General features: G+C 36.7%; 12 protein-coding genes. 5 read left to right on the plus strand and 7 right to left on the minus strand.

Going from position 1 to position 14,829, the window contains the following annotated elements; all coding sequences use genetic code 11:
• Window positions 1-39: 39 nt before the first annotated feature.
• Entirely contained in the window at window positions 40-603 is a 564-nt protein-coding gene (locus DFO73_RS03115) for a TetR/AcrR family transcriptional regulator (RefSeq protein ID WP_110063301.1), read from the minus strand.
• 188 nt (window positions 604-791) lie between these two features.
• On the opposite strand from DFO73_RS03115, the gene DFO73_RS03120 reads away from it, so the two are divergent.
• The 3 genes from DFO73_RS03120 to DFO73_RS03130 are packed head-to-tail and all read left to right on the plus strand — an operon-like array spanning window position 792 to window position 4,484.
• A complete protein-coding gene (locus tag DFO73_RS03120; protein WP_110063302.1) occupies window positions 792-2,306 on the plus strand; it encodes a spore germination protein in 1,515 nt (504 codons plus the stop codon).
• Entirely contained in the window at window positions 2,296-3,375 is a 1,080-nt protein-coding gene (locus DFO73_RS03125; RefSeq protein WP_110063303.1) for a Ger(x)C family spore germination protein, read from the plus strand. Before DFO73_RS03120 ends, DFO73_RS03125 begins: the two co-directional genes overlap by 11 nt.
• Window positions 3,375-4,484: a GerAB/ArcD/ProY family transporter gene (locus DFO73_RS03130; protein WP_110063304.1), complete on the plus strand. Its 1,110-nt coding sequence runs from the start codon at window positions 3,375-3,377 to the stop codon at window positions 4,482-4,484. The genes DFO73_RS03125 and DFO73_RS03130 overlap by 1 nt, the downstream gene beginning before the upstream one ends.
• Before the next feature lie 125 nt (window positions 4,485-4,609).
• Here DFO73_RS03130 and DFO73_RS03135 read toward each other — a convergent pair whose 3' ends face one another.
• Both DFO73_RS03135 and DFO73_RS03140 read right to left on the minus strand, forming a co-directional pair.
• Window positions 4,610-5,038 carry an organic hydroperoxide resistance protein gene (locus DFO73_RS03135; RefSeq protein WP_110063305.1) on the minus strand — a complete coding sequence of 143 codons (429 nt, stop codon included), beginning with the start codon at window positions 5,036-5,038 and terminating at the stop codon, window positions 4,610-4,612.
• Window positions 5,039-5,303: 265 nt separating this feature from the next.
• Window positions 5,304-5,747 (minus strand): carboxymuconolactone decarboxylase family protein, encoded by a 444-nt coding sequence (locus DFO73_RS03140; RefSeq protein ID WP_110063306.1) that lies wholly within the window; start codon window positions 5,745-5,747, stop codon window positions 5,304-5,306.
• Window positions 5,748-5,969: 222 nt separating this feature from the next.
• On the opposite strand from DFO73_RS03140, the gene DFO73_RS03145 reads away from it, so the two are divergent.
• Window positions 5,970-6,464: an RrF2 family transcriptional regulator gene (locus DFO73_RS03145; protein WP_110063307.1), complete on the plus strand. Its 495-nt coding sequence runs from the start codon at window positions 5,970-5,972 to the stop codon at window positions 6,462-6,464.
• 562 nt (window positions 6,465-7,026) lie between these two features.
• The gene (locus DFO73_RS03150; protein WP_110063308.1) at window positions 7,027-8,472 is read left to right on the plus strand and encodes a DEAD/DEAH box helicase; all 1,446 of its coding nucleotides are present in this window, start codon (window positions 7,027-7,029) and stop codon (window positions 8,470-8,472) included.
• Between the two features lie 758 nt (window positions 8,473-9,230).
• Here DFO73_RS03150 and DFO73_RS03155 read toward each other — a convergent pair.
• From DFO73_RS03155 to DFO73_RS03170, 4 genes are all read right to left on the minus strand, one after another.
• On the minus strand, window positions 9,231-10,565 hold the full coding sequence (locus DFO73_RS03155) for a sigma-54 interaction domain-containing protein (protein WP_110063309.1): 1,335 nt from the start codon (window positions 10,563-10,565) through the stop codon (window positions 9,231-9,233).
• Window positions 10,566-10,909: 344 nt separating this feature from the next.
• Window positions 10,910-12,148 carry a CaiB/BaiF CoA transferase family protein gene (locus DFO73_RS03160; RefSeq protein ID WP_110063310.1) on the minus strand — a complete coding sequence of 413 codons (1,239 nt, stop codon included), beginning with the start codon at window positions 12,146-12,148 and terminating at the stop codon, window positions 10,910-10,912.
• A gap of 296 nt (window positions 12,149-12,444) precedes the next feature.
• The gene (locus DFO73_RS03165; protein ID WP_110063311.1) at window positions 12,445-13,374 is read right to left on the minus strand and encodes a hydroxymethylglutaryl-CoA lyase; all 930 of its coding nucleotides are present in this window, start codon (window positions 13,372-13,374) and stop codon (window positions 12,445-12,447) included.
• Between the two features lie 125 nt (window positions 13,375-13,499).
• Entirely contained in the window at window positions 13,500-14,453 is a 954-nt protein-coding gene (locus DFO73_RS03170; protein WP_110063312.1) for an MBL fold metallo-hydrolase, read from the minus strand.
• Window positions 14,454-14,829 lie beyond the last annotated feature (376 nt).

Consider the following 14,829-nt stretch of genomic DNA (forward strand, 5'->3'; position numbering starts at 1 on the left):
CTTACTAGAAGGTAAGTTTTATTTTAAAAAAAACCGTTCCTACGGATTTCTTAAGAAACGGTTTAACTGGTTAAGTACTTCCACTAAGACATCGTCACCTAGAACACGTCTGTATAATAATGCTCCCTTTACACTTGATAATATCGTTACCGCTACCTGATGGACATCTTCAGAGCTATTTATGATAGTTGCAGCTTGTGCCTCAGCAACTATTTCTTTCATTACCCTGAGTTCCAGTCTGCTGACTTCCTCAATTTTTTCTTGTACGGCATTCGGCAAAGATTCAAAATCTGTCTGGAGCGAAGAGATCGGACAAATTTCAGTACACTCGAATCTTTCAGCTTGCTGCTTAATGAATTGCTTAAGTTTGTCTTCCGCAGAAACCGAAGAATTTTTAATTGTCATCAAAGATTCCTGCAGCCTCATGAAAAGACGTTCGGTAACTGCAACTCCTAAATCCTCCTTTTTCTCAAAATGATAGTGAATACTTGCCTTGGTCACTCCAAGTTGTTTAGAGATGTCATCATAGCTAAAGGCTACATACCCTTTTTTCTGAATTAATTTTATTGCTAAGTCTACAATTTGTTTTTTCCTGTTTTCCATGCCCTAATAGTAACTTACTAATAGGTAAGTGTCAAATTGAAAAGGTTTTGAGCTGAAATGTTAATTTCATAAATTTACCTATTTCCTCTATCCGCTTGTCTTTCAGCAATAATAAAAAGGATATAGTGCATACAATTTTTGATAGTAATAATAATAAGTAGTAACACATGTTAGGAGTACATTTATTTATGAAAAAGGAAAAAAATAATCTGGATCCTGCAGAAAATCAATCACCTGAAGAGATAGTGAAAAGAGCCAAAAAGTCATCTGATTTTAAAGAGATTATAAAAAATCTTTCTGGAGTCCAGCTATTCATTTTATATTTCACTTCACTAATCGATCACAAGACTATGGAGCATGTCTTTCTTCCATATATTAATGAATGCGAAAAAAAGACTGACCAGGCTTTTGATATTAAACAATTAAAAAACAGCCTTCCACTTGAAGACGTTATTCGAACAAAGGAAGCAAAAGAAATCGAAGAAAAAATTCATCAGGGATATGTCCTAATTAAATTTGAAAATACATCTGAAGATTGTCTATTAGTGAATGTAAGCAATTTATCTAAAGGGATAAGAGAATCTAATGAAACAGAAAATGAATTTAATGTTATCGGGCCAAAATTAGGGTTTGTTGAGAGTCTTGATACCAATATTCTTTTACTTCGAACTAAGGTAAAATCTCCTTTATTAACGACTGAAGAGATCGTGCTGGGCACGCTGTCAAACACAAGAGTAATGATTGTTTATTTAGATGGCATTACAAATGAACAACATATAGAAACAGTAAAAAAAAGGCTCTCTGAAATAGATTTTGATATTATTTGGGATACTTCTGCTTTAATCCAGCTAATTAAGGAAAATTCTTATACTCCTTTTCCGCTTTACTTTTCTTCAGAGAGGCTGGATAGAATTTCTTATTCACTCACTTCCGGCCAAGTCGTTATCTTTAGTGATGGTTCACCATACGCAGTATCCGGACCTACTACCATATTCGATTTTTTTCTCTCATCTGAAGATTATTATTATAACTGGATTATTGGGTCATTCTTCCGTTTTACACGAATACTTGCGATTATCTTTTCAATCTTTTCTACCTCCATTTATGTTGCGGTTGTGACGTTTCATTATGAGGTGGTACCCGCGGATTTACTGGGTCCGCTAATAGAGTCCAGAGCAAACGTTCCATTTCCGCCGCTGCTGGAAGTTCTTTTTTTAGAAATGACCATTGAATTATTAAGAGAGGCAGGAGCTCGATTGCCTACTAAAGTAGGACAGACATTGGGCATTGTTGGCGGTATTGTCATTGGACAGGCAGCTGTAATGGCAGCACTGACAAGTAATATTTTATTAATCATTGTCGCTTTATCAGCCTTAGCTTCATTCACAACACCAACTATCGTTATGTCCAACACCATTAGAATTTTAAGATTTCCCTTTATTATCATGTCATCATTCCTAGGCGGGTTAGGTATTATGATAGGCTTTGCCGTGCTGCTATGTCATTTGTTTAAATTAAAATCGTTTGAAACTCCTTACATGGTTCCTTTGCATCCTTTCCGCAGCAATAGTCTTGCGGATAGTATCATAAGGCCGCCTTATACTAAATTAAACAAAAGGCCGGATTATTTGAGACCTAAAGATAAAATTAAATATTCACCAAAAGAGAGAAACAAAAAGAAGGAAGATATTAATGACGAATAACACATTTATTAAAATGGGGTTTGTTGTTCTAACTCTAATCCTGACTGGATGTGTGCCTCACAATATTATTAATGAAGTCTCTCTGATGCATAATGTAGGATATGACAAAGAAGGTGAGATGCTAAAGGCAAGTGTTGTTTATCCAAATTATGCCGAGAGTGATAATCCTGCTTTAATCACAGCTGCTGCTAAAAATCCATCCAGTCTGCAGGAAGAACTTAGCCATAAGTCTCAATTTCCATTTGAAATAGGTCAAGTACGAGTAATGATATTTGGGGATCAACTAAGCAGAGATGGTTTAGCTTCTATATTAGACCCCATCTGTAAGGATCCAAAAATTGGCATAGTAAGAATTGTCATTACAGATGGAACTCCAGATTTAATACTAAGTAAAACACTTAATGAGCGTCCGCTATTCTTAATGAATTTGATTGATAAAAGTATTGAAAATGAAGGAATTCCTGAATCTAACTCCCATGTAATGTATGACCAGTTTTTTGGAAGTGGAATTGATATGTCCTTTCCAAATCTTACAGTTGATTCTAAAGGGAAAATTAAAGTCAATGGTATGGGGATTTTCAAAGGTGAAAAATTAGCATTTAGGATTTCCGAAAAAGAAGCCTTCTTATTAAAATTAATGACCGATAAAAACAAAAGGGGAGTATACAGTTTTGACCTTAACATGCATGGACACAAAGCTAATATTGGGGTCAGAACGAACTATGGAAAACACAAGGTGAAATTCATCAAGGAGAACCTCAGGGAACAAGTTAGAGTAAGCCTAAATTTAGATGTAGAACTTGATGCTTTGCCTGAATGGATCAATTTAGAAGATGAAAAGGATCTTAAATTATTTAAAACCGCCTTACAGAAATCAATTTCAAACGATGCTGAATTACTACTTAAGGATTTTCAAACAAATGGTGTAGATCCTTTAGGTTTAGGAAGAGTGTATAAAGCAAATCACAGAAATTATTCTGAAAAGAGTTTTTACGATAGGATATATCCTAATATGACATATGAGGTAAATACAAAAATTACAGTTAGGCAAACTGGGGTGGGAAATTAGTGAACGTAAAAGTAGAAAAACAATTTCAAGTTTCGGCTTTTTTCACATTTTTTCTCATTCACTCTTCACAAACCGGAATTGGTATCCTAAATTTCCAAAGCCAGGTTATTAAACATGCTGAGCAGGACGCCTGGATTTCTTTAATGATAACTTGGGTTACAACCCAAATCATACTCTATATTATTTTTAAGCTATTAGGCGAGGGAACTAATGATTTAGTAGCTGTTCATCAGTATTGCTTTGGAAAAGCGATTGGCAGCATAATGTCTGTCCTGGCATTGGTTTATTTCTGGCTGGCTTCTTTGACAGTCCTCCGTGCTTATATTGAGGTCATCCAAATATGGGTGTATCCTACATTAAAAACATGGCAGCTATGTTTCGTTTTCGGACTCACATTTTATTATATTATCTCAAGCGGCTTCCGCAGTCTAACTGGCTTTAGTTTCTGGGGAGTTATTTTGCCTTCTTTTCTGTTCTTTTTAATCTATTTCCCATTGAAGCACACGAATTATATTTATCTGCTTCCTGCCTTCAGTCATTCCCTCAGTGAGCTATTTTTATCTTCTAAAGGGTATTCCCTGCTTTTTCTTGGTTTCGAGTGGATCCTGATGTATTATCCCTTTCTTAGGAGTTCAAATAACAGAGATATTTCAAAATGGGCGTATCTTGGCAATATATATACTCTCATTGTGTACCTAATTATAACGTTAATATCATTCTTATACTTTAATCAAGAGGTATTACAGCATTTACCCTGGCCCACTCTAATGATGGTTAAGATCGTGCAATTCTCTTTCCTGGAAAGATTTGAATATGTATTCATATTTATTTGGCTGCTAGTGGTTATATCCCCGATATGTATTTCTTTGTGGGCATGTACAAGAATCGTAAAAAGAACTTTTTCAATACCTCCTAAAGCGACTTTACTATTCTTACTGATTGCAGAGATGATAGCTTCTGTATACCTTCAGGAATTTAAGAGTATTGATTATCTTGTCAATTTTACTTCTAATGCGGGAATTGGTTTTGTATATGTGTATCTGCCGCTCCTTCTTATTATAAAATGGATTAAGAACCATTTTATGAAAAATAGGTTAAACAAAATCTAGTTGCGGGTTTTTGAAAGGCCGATCTTGCTTTTGAAAACAAAAAAGAATGATGTTCTGCAAAAAAAAGAGTGCCTATCTTGATAAAGATAGGCACTCTTGGGGTATGAAAAAAATCGGGAAGCTGATTAACCAACAACGTTGGATATCACTTCGATATTACCTTGAGTTGCTTTTGCATAAGGACAAACCTTATGAGCTTCCGCAACGACTTCTTCTGCCACGCTAGTTTCTACACCCTTCACAGTGATATCCATTGTAATGGCCAGCACATAGCCATCGTTTACATCCTTGCCAAGCGTAACATGTGATGCAATATTTATACCTTCTGTTTTAATGTTCTTTTTCCTCAGGACAGTGCCCATCGCTCCCTGGAAGCATGCGGCAAACCCTGCAGCGAACAGCTGCTCCGGATTGGTTCCAGCTCCGTCCCCGCCTAATTCCTTTGGATATCTCAAGTCTACATTCAGATTGTTATCGTCAGATACTGCTTTGCCATCTCTTCCGCCTTGAACATTTACTGTAGCCGTGTATAATTTCTTTTCTATTTTCATCATTTTTAAAACTCCCCTTTTTATAATGAATTAGTAGTTTTAATTGCTTCGATATTTCCACGAGTAGCTTTTGCATGGAGGGCAAACTTTATGAGCTCGGCAATGACTTTTTCTATAACGCTAGTCTTTGCCCTTCTCTTTCGTCCAGAAGGCTCACTGTTTTTTACTTACTAGAAGGTAGGTTTATCTTAAAAAAAAGACCTTAGGATACAAAGACTATCAAGGTTACCAAAATGGACAAATTATTATGGCACGGAACTTTGAGATATTATTTTTCAGTTGCGACATTCCCCATTGCAATAGAAATTCTATTCCAGCTGTTGATTTGATTGATGATTAGAACAAGGTCAATATATTGTTTCTCATCATAATGTTCACGTACTCGCTGATAAAGCTTATCTGGCACTCGTTTCGCCGGGATTAAAGTTATGTGCTCTGTTAATTCAAGAGCTGCTTTTTCTGCTTCGGTGTAAAATGTGCACTCTCTCCATGCACTAATGCAATATAAACGTTGTTCCGTTTCTCCCATTTTTCTCGCATCAGCTGTATGCATGTTAATGCAATAGGCACAGCCATTTATTTGTGAAGCCCGAATTTTTATAAGTTCACGAAGTTTACGGTCTAAACCTGTCGTTTTCGTATACTTCTCCATTTCCATCATTATTTTCATTGCCTCTGGTGCTAAATTGTAATAATCAATTCGTTGTTCCAATATCAATTCCTCCTTATAAGCTGATTCAACAAATAATTGAACCGCATTTTGAAATTTCAATTGTGGATAGCATCAATCAGCGATTGATATTATCTATAATAAATTGTACACTTTATTATGTCAAACCTCTTTTAATGTTAATTGATTCCAAATGACCCTGTTTGACAAAAAAATAAAAAATTTTTAAGATAAATTAATCTCATTTATGAAGAGGTGATATTAATGCAGTATAGTATTGGGGTTGAATATGCACTTCACTGCCTTGTCTATTTAATTGATAATCCAGAGGATTCATCCATTGGGATAAAGGAACTTTCCCATTTTCAAGGGGTTTCAGAAACATACCTATCAAAGATTTTCAGTAAATTATCTAAGAACGGTATTGTAAGTTCAGTTCCTGGAGTTAAGGGTGGTTATAAACTCGCTAAATCTCCGGAAGAAATATCTTTTTGGGATGTAATTGAAGCAGTTGAAGGTCCCAAGCCGATTTTTCAATGCAAACACATTAAAGATAATGGTTATTTGTATAGAGAAAATATCTGCTCTACAGGTACCTCCTCTTGTACCATCAATTTAGTTATGCTCTCTGCGGAAGAAACTATGCGTGATTTCCTGCGTGGCAAAACGCTTTCATGGTTAAAGGAAGAGCTTGAGCGTGTCTTGCCTAAACAAATACGTGAAGAAACTCGGAAATATTTTTCGAAGAGCAGCCTATAAATAAACCTCTCATTAAATTCCTAAATTAAGAGGAATTTAGAGAGGTTTGTTTTTTTTCAGGAAAAACGTATCTTCCGATTGTCTATTGATAACGGACAATCAACCTCAACTCCCTAGTTTAATACGATTTTCTCAAGCTAATAAATTTTACCCTTATTAGTTGTCTATCCTTTATATCTTACATCCCAAAGTATTACATTGTTCAAACCTTTTTCAGTGAAAGCTTTCAGAAATAATGCTGTTACTAATTATCAAAAAACCTCATTTACTTATGATATGGTTCGCCGTAATATATCTAAATGAGGTTTTTGGCTTACCTAATAGAACTGAGTTATTTTTTAATATTATTGTAAAACGAAGCATTGTATTGTTCATTATCTTTTTCCCTCAAGTTATCTAAGATCAATAACGCATCCTTATCTGTTACTTTTTAAAATTTAAAATAAAAGCCGTTTTGTCCCGCACTTTTCAAGTATAATGAACCATATTCAGATAATGCATATAATAATTCTTGGAGAGAATTCTATACATATGACGAAAAAACAAAAAACGAGGTTTAAAAATGAGTAATAGAAGTTTTGAGGACTATCATGTAAGCGAAGAAATAAAAAGAGCACTAGCTGTGTTAAAATACGAAACTCCAACAGAAGTTCAAAGAGAAGTCATACCATTAGCAATGAAAAATCAAGATCTTGTCGTAAAAGCCCAAACAGGAAGTGGAAAGACTGCCTCCTTTGGTATTCCTGTTTCCGATATGATTGAATGGGAAGAAAAAAAACCACAGGCCTTAATTCTTACGCCAACTAGGGAGCTTGCAGTTCAAGTTCGCGAAGATATTACGAATATCGGAAGGTTTAAACGCATTAAAGCAGTGGCCGTTTATGGAAAAGAACCTTTTTCGAAACAAAAGGATGAATTGAAACTAAAAACTCATGTAGTCGTTGGTACCCCTGGACGAGTCATGGACCATATTGAACGAGAAACCTTAGTTTTGGATCAAATAAAGTATCTTATCATAGATGAAGCTGATGAGATGCTTAATAAAGGTTTCATCGATGAAGTGGAAGCGATCATCAAAGAGCTGCCTTCAAACCGAGTAACAATGGTATTTTCTGCAACTCTGCCTAAAGATGTTGAAAATCTTTGCCATAAATATATGAAGGATCCTATTCAGATTGAGATTGAATCGACCAGGGTGACAGCCGATACCATTGAACATTCTTTAATTGAAGTGAGAGAAGAAGAAAAGATCTCACTCCTTAAAGACGTCACGATTGTAGAAAATCCAGACAGCTGCCTTATTTTCTGCCGAACCAAAGAACACGTTGATACTGTGTATAGTGAACTAGATAGAGCAGGATATCCTTGTGAGAGACTCCATGGGGGTTTAGAACAAGAAGACCGGTTCTCTGTTATGGAAGGTTTCAAACTGGGGAACTTCCGCTATCTCGTGGCTACTGATGTAGCTGCCAGAGGTATTGATATTGATAATGTGACACTTGTCATCAACTATGACGTTCCTATGGAAAAAGAGAGCTATGTACACCGAACCGGAAGAACAGGCCGGGCTGGAAATAAAGGAAAGGCCATTACATTTTCGACACCTTTTGAAGGAAAATTCATTAAAGCCATTGAAAGATACATCGGCTTTGAGCTACCTGCTATAGAAGCTCCCAGCCATCTGGAAGTGGCTGGTGGAAAAGCTGCTTTCGAAGAAAAACTTAGCGGCAGGCGAATTGTAAGAAATAATAAAACAGCCCGAATCAACCAAGATATTATGAAACTCCATTTCAGCGGTGGTAAAAAGAAGAAAATTCGTGCTGTAGATTTTGTTGGAACGATCGCAAAAATTCCTGGAGTCACAGCAGAGGATATCGGCATTATAACCATCCATGATCAAATGTCCTATGTTGATATTCTGAATGGCAAGGGCTCACTAGTTTTACAAGCCATGGAAAATGCGACTATCAAAGGAAAGAAGTTAAAAGTGAGTAAAGCCATTAAATAAAAAAGCACAAGCGCCCGTTTAGCCCCGACAGGCAAATGTTCCAAAGAAAAAAAGGGTGGTCTTTCCCTTTAATTCTCTTTGGGTTATTTGATCCCGAGGGTCCGTTCCAATTGGTACGGACCCTCGGGCGCTTGCGCTGGATTCATTAAAAAGCGTAAGCGCCCCGCTTAGCGGCGTACGGACAGTACGCTAGCCGTTGTAGCGCTGGAGCCGGATTCAGAACCGCCTCCTAATTTCCGAACCACAAATTTTTATCCTTTTTAAAACCTTAAATCCCCCTCACTTTAAAAATTGAGGGGGATATTTGCTTCCATTAGGATTTAATGTCAACAGAAACCAAAGACTCTAATGACATTACACTATTTATGACAAGCCCTTCACTGGCAGGTTTAATTAAATTTCTAACGGCCACTTTTAATAAACCTCATTTACTTATGATACGGTTCACCTCAATTAATTCTAAAACAAGTTACACCTTAGCTAACCTATTTTTAATGAATTTTTAACTTCATTCCCTACTGCAATAATGAATCCCAGTTTTTCATAAACTTCATCTCCCTTTGATGAATACCTTTATCTTTACGCCCAAACGAACAGGGGGCCTGTCCCCTCTTTAAATAACGTATTAACGCAGCCGGGGTCAGGCCCTTTCTTTCTTTTTTTCTTTTTAAATTCTCTTAGTTAAAGAGGGCTGTTATATGTATAAACTCTGTGCTGTTTTCGATGATCTTTTTAATAATTTTCTTTTAGCCAAAAATCTACGGGCTAGTATTATCAAGTTGATTTTTCAGATTCATATTTTTTAACTTCCTCCAAAGAGTCGACCTATGTATACCCAACCTGCTGGCTGCGTGTCCTACACTGCCATTTTCCTCTTTTAGTATACGTTTAATTTGATCTTCTTCCGTTTCATCTGGATTAAGGAATTCAGATGTATATGTTTGTTTATACTCTTCGGTGTTCATCCAGACATCAGAGGAAAATAGTTCAAGGGATTCGTCTGAAGTCGTTAACACTAATGCCCGTTCAATTAAATTTCTTAGTTCTCGAATGTTTCCTGGCCATGGATATTTTTGCAGTCTTTGAATATCGCTATCTGTAAGTTTATAAGATTTATTCCAGCTCCGCAAAAACGTTTCAACCAAAAAAGGAATGTCTTCTATTCTTTCTCTTAATGGCGGCAGCTTTAAAACTAATATTGCCAGCCTGAAATAAAGATCGTCCCGAAATTTCCCTTTTTGGATCTGATGTAAAAGGTTTTTATTTGTTGCTGCAATAACTCTTACATCTACAGGAATTATTTTATGTCCGCCGATTCGCATCAGTTCTCTTTCCTGCAATACCCGCAGCAGCCGAGCTTGTAAGGATAATGGCAATTCACCAATTTCATCTAAAAATATAGTCCCCCCGTGAGCAAGTTCAAAGAGACCTGGCTTTCCCCCTTTTTTGGCTCCGGTAAAAGCTCCATCATCATAGCCGAAAAGTTCACTTTCAAGCAAATTTTCTGGCAATGCTGCACAGTTTAACGCAACAAATGCTCTATCTTTTCTTTCACTTGCTAAATGAATGCCTTGTGCAATAATTTCTTTGCCAGTCCCTGACTCTCCAAGCAAGAGAACTGTAGAACTCACAGCAGCATATTTTCGGGCAACTTCAAGTATCTTTTTCATTTTATTTGATCTTGCAACAATCTTTTCAAAAGACCATTTTGCCTGCAAACCATTTTTAGACAATTTTTTTCTAATTTCCTGTTCATATTGCTGTAACTCTGTGATATCTCGCAAACTTGAAACGGCACCTATTAATTCTCCGTCTAAATATATAGGGGCACGGTTTATAACTGCGGTGCGATTTCCTAATTTTCTAATTTGCTCATGCTGAACATTTTGTTCAACCAATATTCGTGCTAAACCTGCATCTGGGTTCACCTCTGTTACGAGTTTGCCAAGTGCTTCTCCTATAGGTATTCCAAGAAAATCAGCAGCTGCCTGATTATAGAAAATTAGATAGCCTTTTTTATCTATTACTGCAATACCATCATGTGACAGGTCTACAATCGCTTGATAAAAGTTATGTAAATTTTTGTCATTCATTGTACCCCTCCACTTACTATTATTCTTATCATTTATTTCGACTAAATCCTTCAATTCCCTTCTGAATCACTTTTTTATATTTCCCGATGCAGGTTAATAGGCTTTTACAGCAAAGGCTACAGTTGAAACTATTTCTATAACAGTCTGAATATAATAAAAAAGGAACAAATGATGGATCGACATCTTTTGTTCCTTTTAACTTATGCCTTGCTATCAGGCTCTATTACTCCTCAGTCATCCACCAAAATTAAACAATTAATATAGGTTGGTCCTTGACCCTTACTATCCTCATTTATCAAGAGCTCTCGTTGCCTCCCTTTGACCCGGTTCTCCTCCCTCCTTCTTTATTGATTTAATGATTGAGTTCTGGAATAATTCTTAATTATATTTTTACTTTTCAATTCTTTTATTTTATCCGCTGTATAACCGATAGAACTAAGGACCTCTTCTGTATGCGCCCCACATTCTGGTCCTGCCCACTTAACCTCACCTGGGGTTTCACTAAGTTTTGGCACGACCCCCTGCATAACAATTTCTCCTATTCTTTCATCGGGTATAGCAATTATCATGTCTCGTGCTTGATAATGGGTATCCTTCACAATATCCTCAACATTGTATATCGGTCCTCCAGGAACTGAAACCGCATTCAATTGTTTCATCACTTCATCCAGGTTATATTGCCTTGTCCAATTCTCTACTGCCTCATCAATAAGGTCTGCTTCTTTTGCTCGACCTGCATTATTTTGGAGTTTCGGATTATTTGCCAGATCTTCTCTGCCCATGGCAGCCGTTAATCTTTTAAAGAGTGAGTCACTGTTTGCTCCGATGGCTACATACTTCCCATCTTTCGTTTGATAAACATTGGACGGTGCCGTTGCTACATGCTGGTTCCCAGTTCTTTCTCTGACTATGCCCTCATGAACATACTCTGTTACAATACTATCCAATAAACTGAAAACAGCCTCGTAAAGCGCTACATCTACTACTTGCCCCTTCCTTTCCGTTACTTCAAACTGTATATCCCGGTTGTATAGAGAAAGAAGGGTGCCGATCACGGCATATAATCCGGCAAGAGAGTCACCAATCGCTAACCCTACCCGTACTGGAGGCCGATCTGGATAACCTGTGACATACCGCAGTCCGCCCATTGATTCTGCAATATTTCCAAATCCGGGTAAATCACGGTACGGTCCTGTTTGACCGAAACCTGTAATACTAGTAATAATTAACTTCGGATTTAATTCTTTCATTTCTTCATGAGATAAGCGCCATTTCAATAGAGTACCTGGTTTAAAGTTTTCTAGAACTACATCGGCTTCTTTTATAAGTTCTCTTACAATTTCTTGCCCATCAAATGTCCTCATATCAACAGAAATAGAACGCTTATTTCTTGACTGTATCATGCTCCAATAAGAATCCTGACCTGGCGCATGCGGTCCCCAAGTTCGAAGCTGGTCTCCTTTTGGTGATTCAACTTTTATAACTTCTGCACCGAACTCTCCAAGTAGTCTTGATGCAAACGGACCTGCGATAAACGCTCCAAGTTCAACCACTTTAATTCCTTCTAATGGTTTTTTATTCATTATTAAGCCCCCATTCTTCCACAAACATTCCATTGTAATTAGTACTGTCTGTGAATTAATTTTTTGGTCTCTAAGCATGTTGCAAGTTTTGTGCCAAAGTAAAAACCCCTGTAATGTGCTTTATTCTTTTAGGTTTCAAAAAGAAAAAACGTCGTGCAACGTTGCTCAACGCTTTTTTGCAACAGCATACCGAAGATTTAATTAAGTGGGGTTTCAAAAATCTGCAAATCTTATACATGTTATCAATGTCTTTTCCAAAAAGGGCTTTTGTAACCTCAATTACAGAACGTTTGCTTTTACGCCGGTTGCCAATCTGCTGAATGTAGATCCGTGCTTTTTCCAGCTTTCATAACTTGACCTGGCAAAGCACGTCCTAATTTTATTTCTAGCTCTCTTGCGATGAGAAGCAATGGATCAATATTGATATTTGTCTCATATCCCATCAAATGAAGCATGTGAACGATATCTTCCGTGCAAATATTTCCTGATGCATTAGGAGCAAAAGGACACCCCCCAATTCCTGCTACTGAACTGTCAAATTGTGTTACTCCTGCATCTATTCCAGCTAATAGATTAGCCGCTCCCATTCCTCTTGTGTTATGAAGATGCAGCTGCAAATTTAATTGTGGGAACTGATCAAGCACTTGCTGGCAAGTTTCCCTTACCTGTTTAGGGTGTGCCATACCTGTTGTATCTGCTAAAATCACAGATGAAATGCCCATATCTATTACCTTTTGAACTACATTTAATACTTTCTCAGGTTGGTACATACCCTCAAAAGGACAACCAAAACTAGTTGCAATACCAACATTAACAGAAACATTCTCACGTTCTGCACTTTTTACTAATGTCTTGATATTTTTCAAACTTTCAGCAACCGTTCGTTGAGTGTTTTTCATATTGTGCGCTTCACTTGCGGAAAATGCAAAATTGATTTCATCCGTTCTCGCTGCAACTGCTCTTTCTATCCCTCTTTCATTTAATGCCAGTGAAATGAATTTTACATCACTTGGCTTATCTTCTGCTATTCCTTGAAAAACCGCTTCAGCATCTCTCATCTGTGGAACATACTTTGGATGAACAAATGATGTTACCTCAATTCTTTTTATGCCTGTCTTTATTAATCTTTTAATAATGTCAATCTTATATTCTGTTTCTATAAATCCTGGTTCAATTTGAAATCCATCTCGTGTCACTACTTCCGTTAATGAAATTTGTCTATTCATTTAATAAGGAGCCTCCTTAAATTTTTTGAAAAGGACCCATTGAACTAAAAGAACTATTTTGGGATGGGGAAAGGATAAAAAATTTCTTCCTGGATTTCTCTCTTTCCTAACGTATTTTTCTATCTTTAGCTTTTTACTTTCTTATCTAAACTTATAAATAGCCCTTGCGAATTTAGTGAAAGATCTAAATCTAAACAAGATAAATCATCTTCATCATATCCCTCGCGCTTTATACTTTCTTTCATATACTCCTTTAATTTCTCTTTAATGGTGTCAGGTTTTGTACCGGGAGAAAAACATGATTTGGCAATATGCTCAAATTCTTCAACAGTCTTTTTTATTCTTTCGAAAGCATACGCAGCTGGTTCTGTCACACCAAAATGGCCATGAAAAATTTTATTTGGATTTAATTTTTCCAGTTGCTCAATTGATGCTAATAAAGCCTCTTTATCAAATTCAGGCGGGGAAGCTATAGGAAATATCATCTCAAAATCAAACCCGGTAAATTGTTGTACATAACGTACCCCAACTGTATCCCCAGCAAAAACCCCTTTGGAACCTGAATCATATATTGAAAAATGGTGACGAGCATGGCCAGGAGTATCCAAAAAAGTCAGTACCCGGCCTCTGCCGATGTCTAGTATTTCATTGTCATTTTTTACGAGAATTCTATCTTCCGGGACAGGTAATACCTCACCAAATAATTGTAAAAAGTCATCACCATAAACGGACTGAGCTCCCTTTAAAAGTTTACTGGGGTTCATTAAATGACGTGCTCCTCGAGGGTGTACTACAGCCTCCGCATTTTGAAAAATCGGCAAAATAGACCCTAATCCTCCAGAATGATCCAAGTGTATATGTGTTACTATGATATATCTGACTTCCTTTGGATCAATTTTTAATTTTTTTAGCCCAGCTAAAATATAGGGGGCTCCATGAGAAGTTCCTGTCTCTACAATCGTTACCTTTTCTGCTTGGATTACATAGCACCCTGTTTTCCCTTGTTGACCACCTTCTAATAAATCTATTAGGGTAATGTCGTCTCCTAGTGAATGTAAGATTGGCTCAATCTTTTTCATTTTATCAGCTCCAATATGGTATTTACTTAAGCCAATTATGCTTTACAATTCTTAAAGTATGGTTATTAAAATCTTCATCAATACTTTGTTATTTCAAAAACCAGAACATGACTTCCAATTTATTGCAATCATTGATTTTCCATTCTTTTCACTCCTCTGAACAAACACACACTTTACTATAAGGACTATGCATTTTTCATGCCAAAATAATAAAATGTATCCTTAACATGTTTCCCCTTTGCCTGCAACATTTTTGCAACAGAAATATTCAACATATTGTTGCAAGAAAATTAGAATCACAAATTCGGTTATGGAGGTATCGATGTTGCTTTTGCTGTCCATGAATGAGTTATTTCCTTAAAATGAAAGGTTTCTG

The organism is Cytobacillus oceanisediminis, assembly GCF_003182355.1.
Taxonomy (GTDB): Bacteria; Bacillota; Bacilli; order Bacillales; family Cytobacillaceae; genus Cytobacillus; species Cytobacillus oceanisediminis_A.

Bases quoted from the DNA above. Each gene is read 5' to 3' on its own strand.
- DFO73_RS03115 (WP_110063301.1), bottom strand. From the start codon at position 603: ATGGAAAACAGGAAAAAACAAATTGTAGACTTAGCAATAAAATTAATT.
- DFO73_RS03120 (WP_110063302.1), top strand. From the start codon at position 792: ATGAAAAAGGAAAAAAATAATCTGGATCCTGCAGAAAATCAATCACCT.
- DFO73_RS03125 (WP_110063303.1), top strand. From the start codon at position 2,296: ATGACGAATAACACATTTATTAAAATGGGGTTTGTTGTTCTAACTCTA.
- DFO73_RS03135 (WP_110063305.1), bottom strand. From the start codon at position 5,038: ATGATGAAAATAGAAAAGAAATTATACACGGCTACAGTAAATGTTCAA.
- DFO73_RS03145 (WP_110063307.1), top strand. From the start codon at position 5,970: ATGCAGTATAGTATTGGGGTTGAATATGCACTTCACTGCCTTGTCTAT.
- DFO73_RS03150 (WP_110063308.1), top strand. From the start codon at position 7,027: ATGAGTAATAGAAGTTTTGAGGACTATCATGTAAGCGAAGAAATAAAA.
- DFO73_RS03155 (WP_110063309.1), bottom strand. From the start codon at position 10,565: ATGAATGACAAAAATTTACATAACTTTTATCAAGCGATTGTAGACCTG.
- DFO73_RS03160 (WP_110063310.1), bottom strand. From the start codon at position 12,148: ATGAATAAAAAACCATTAGAAGGAATTAAAGTGGTTGAACTTGGAGCG.
- DFO73_RS03165 (WP_110063311.1), bottom strand. From the start codon at position 13,374: ATGAATAGACAAATTTCATTAACGGAAGTAGTGACACGAGATGGATTT.
- DFO73_RS03170 (WP_110063312.1), bottom strand. From the start codon at position 14,453: ATGAAAAAGATTGAGCCAATCTTACATTCACTAGGAGACGACATTACC.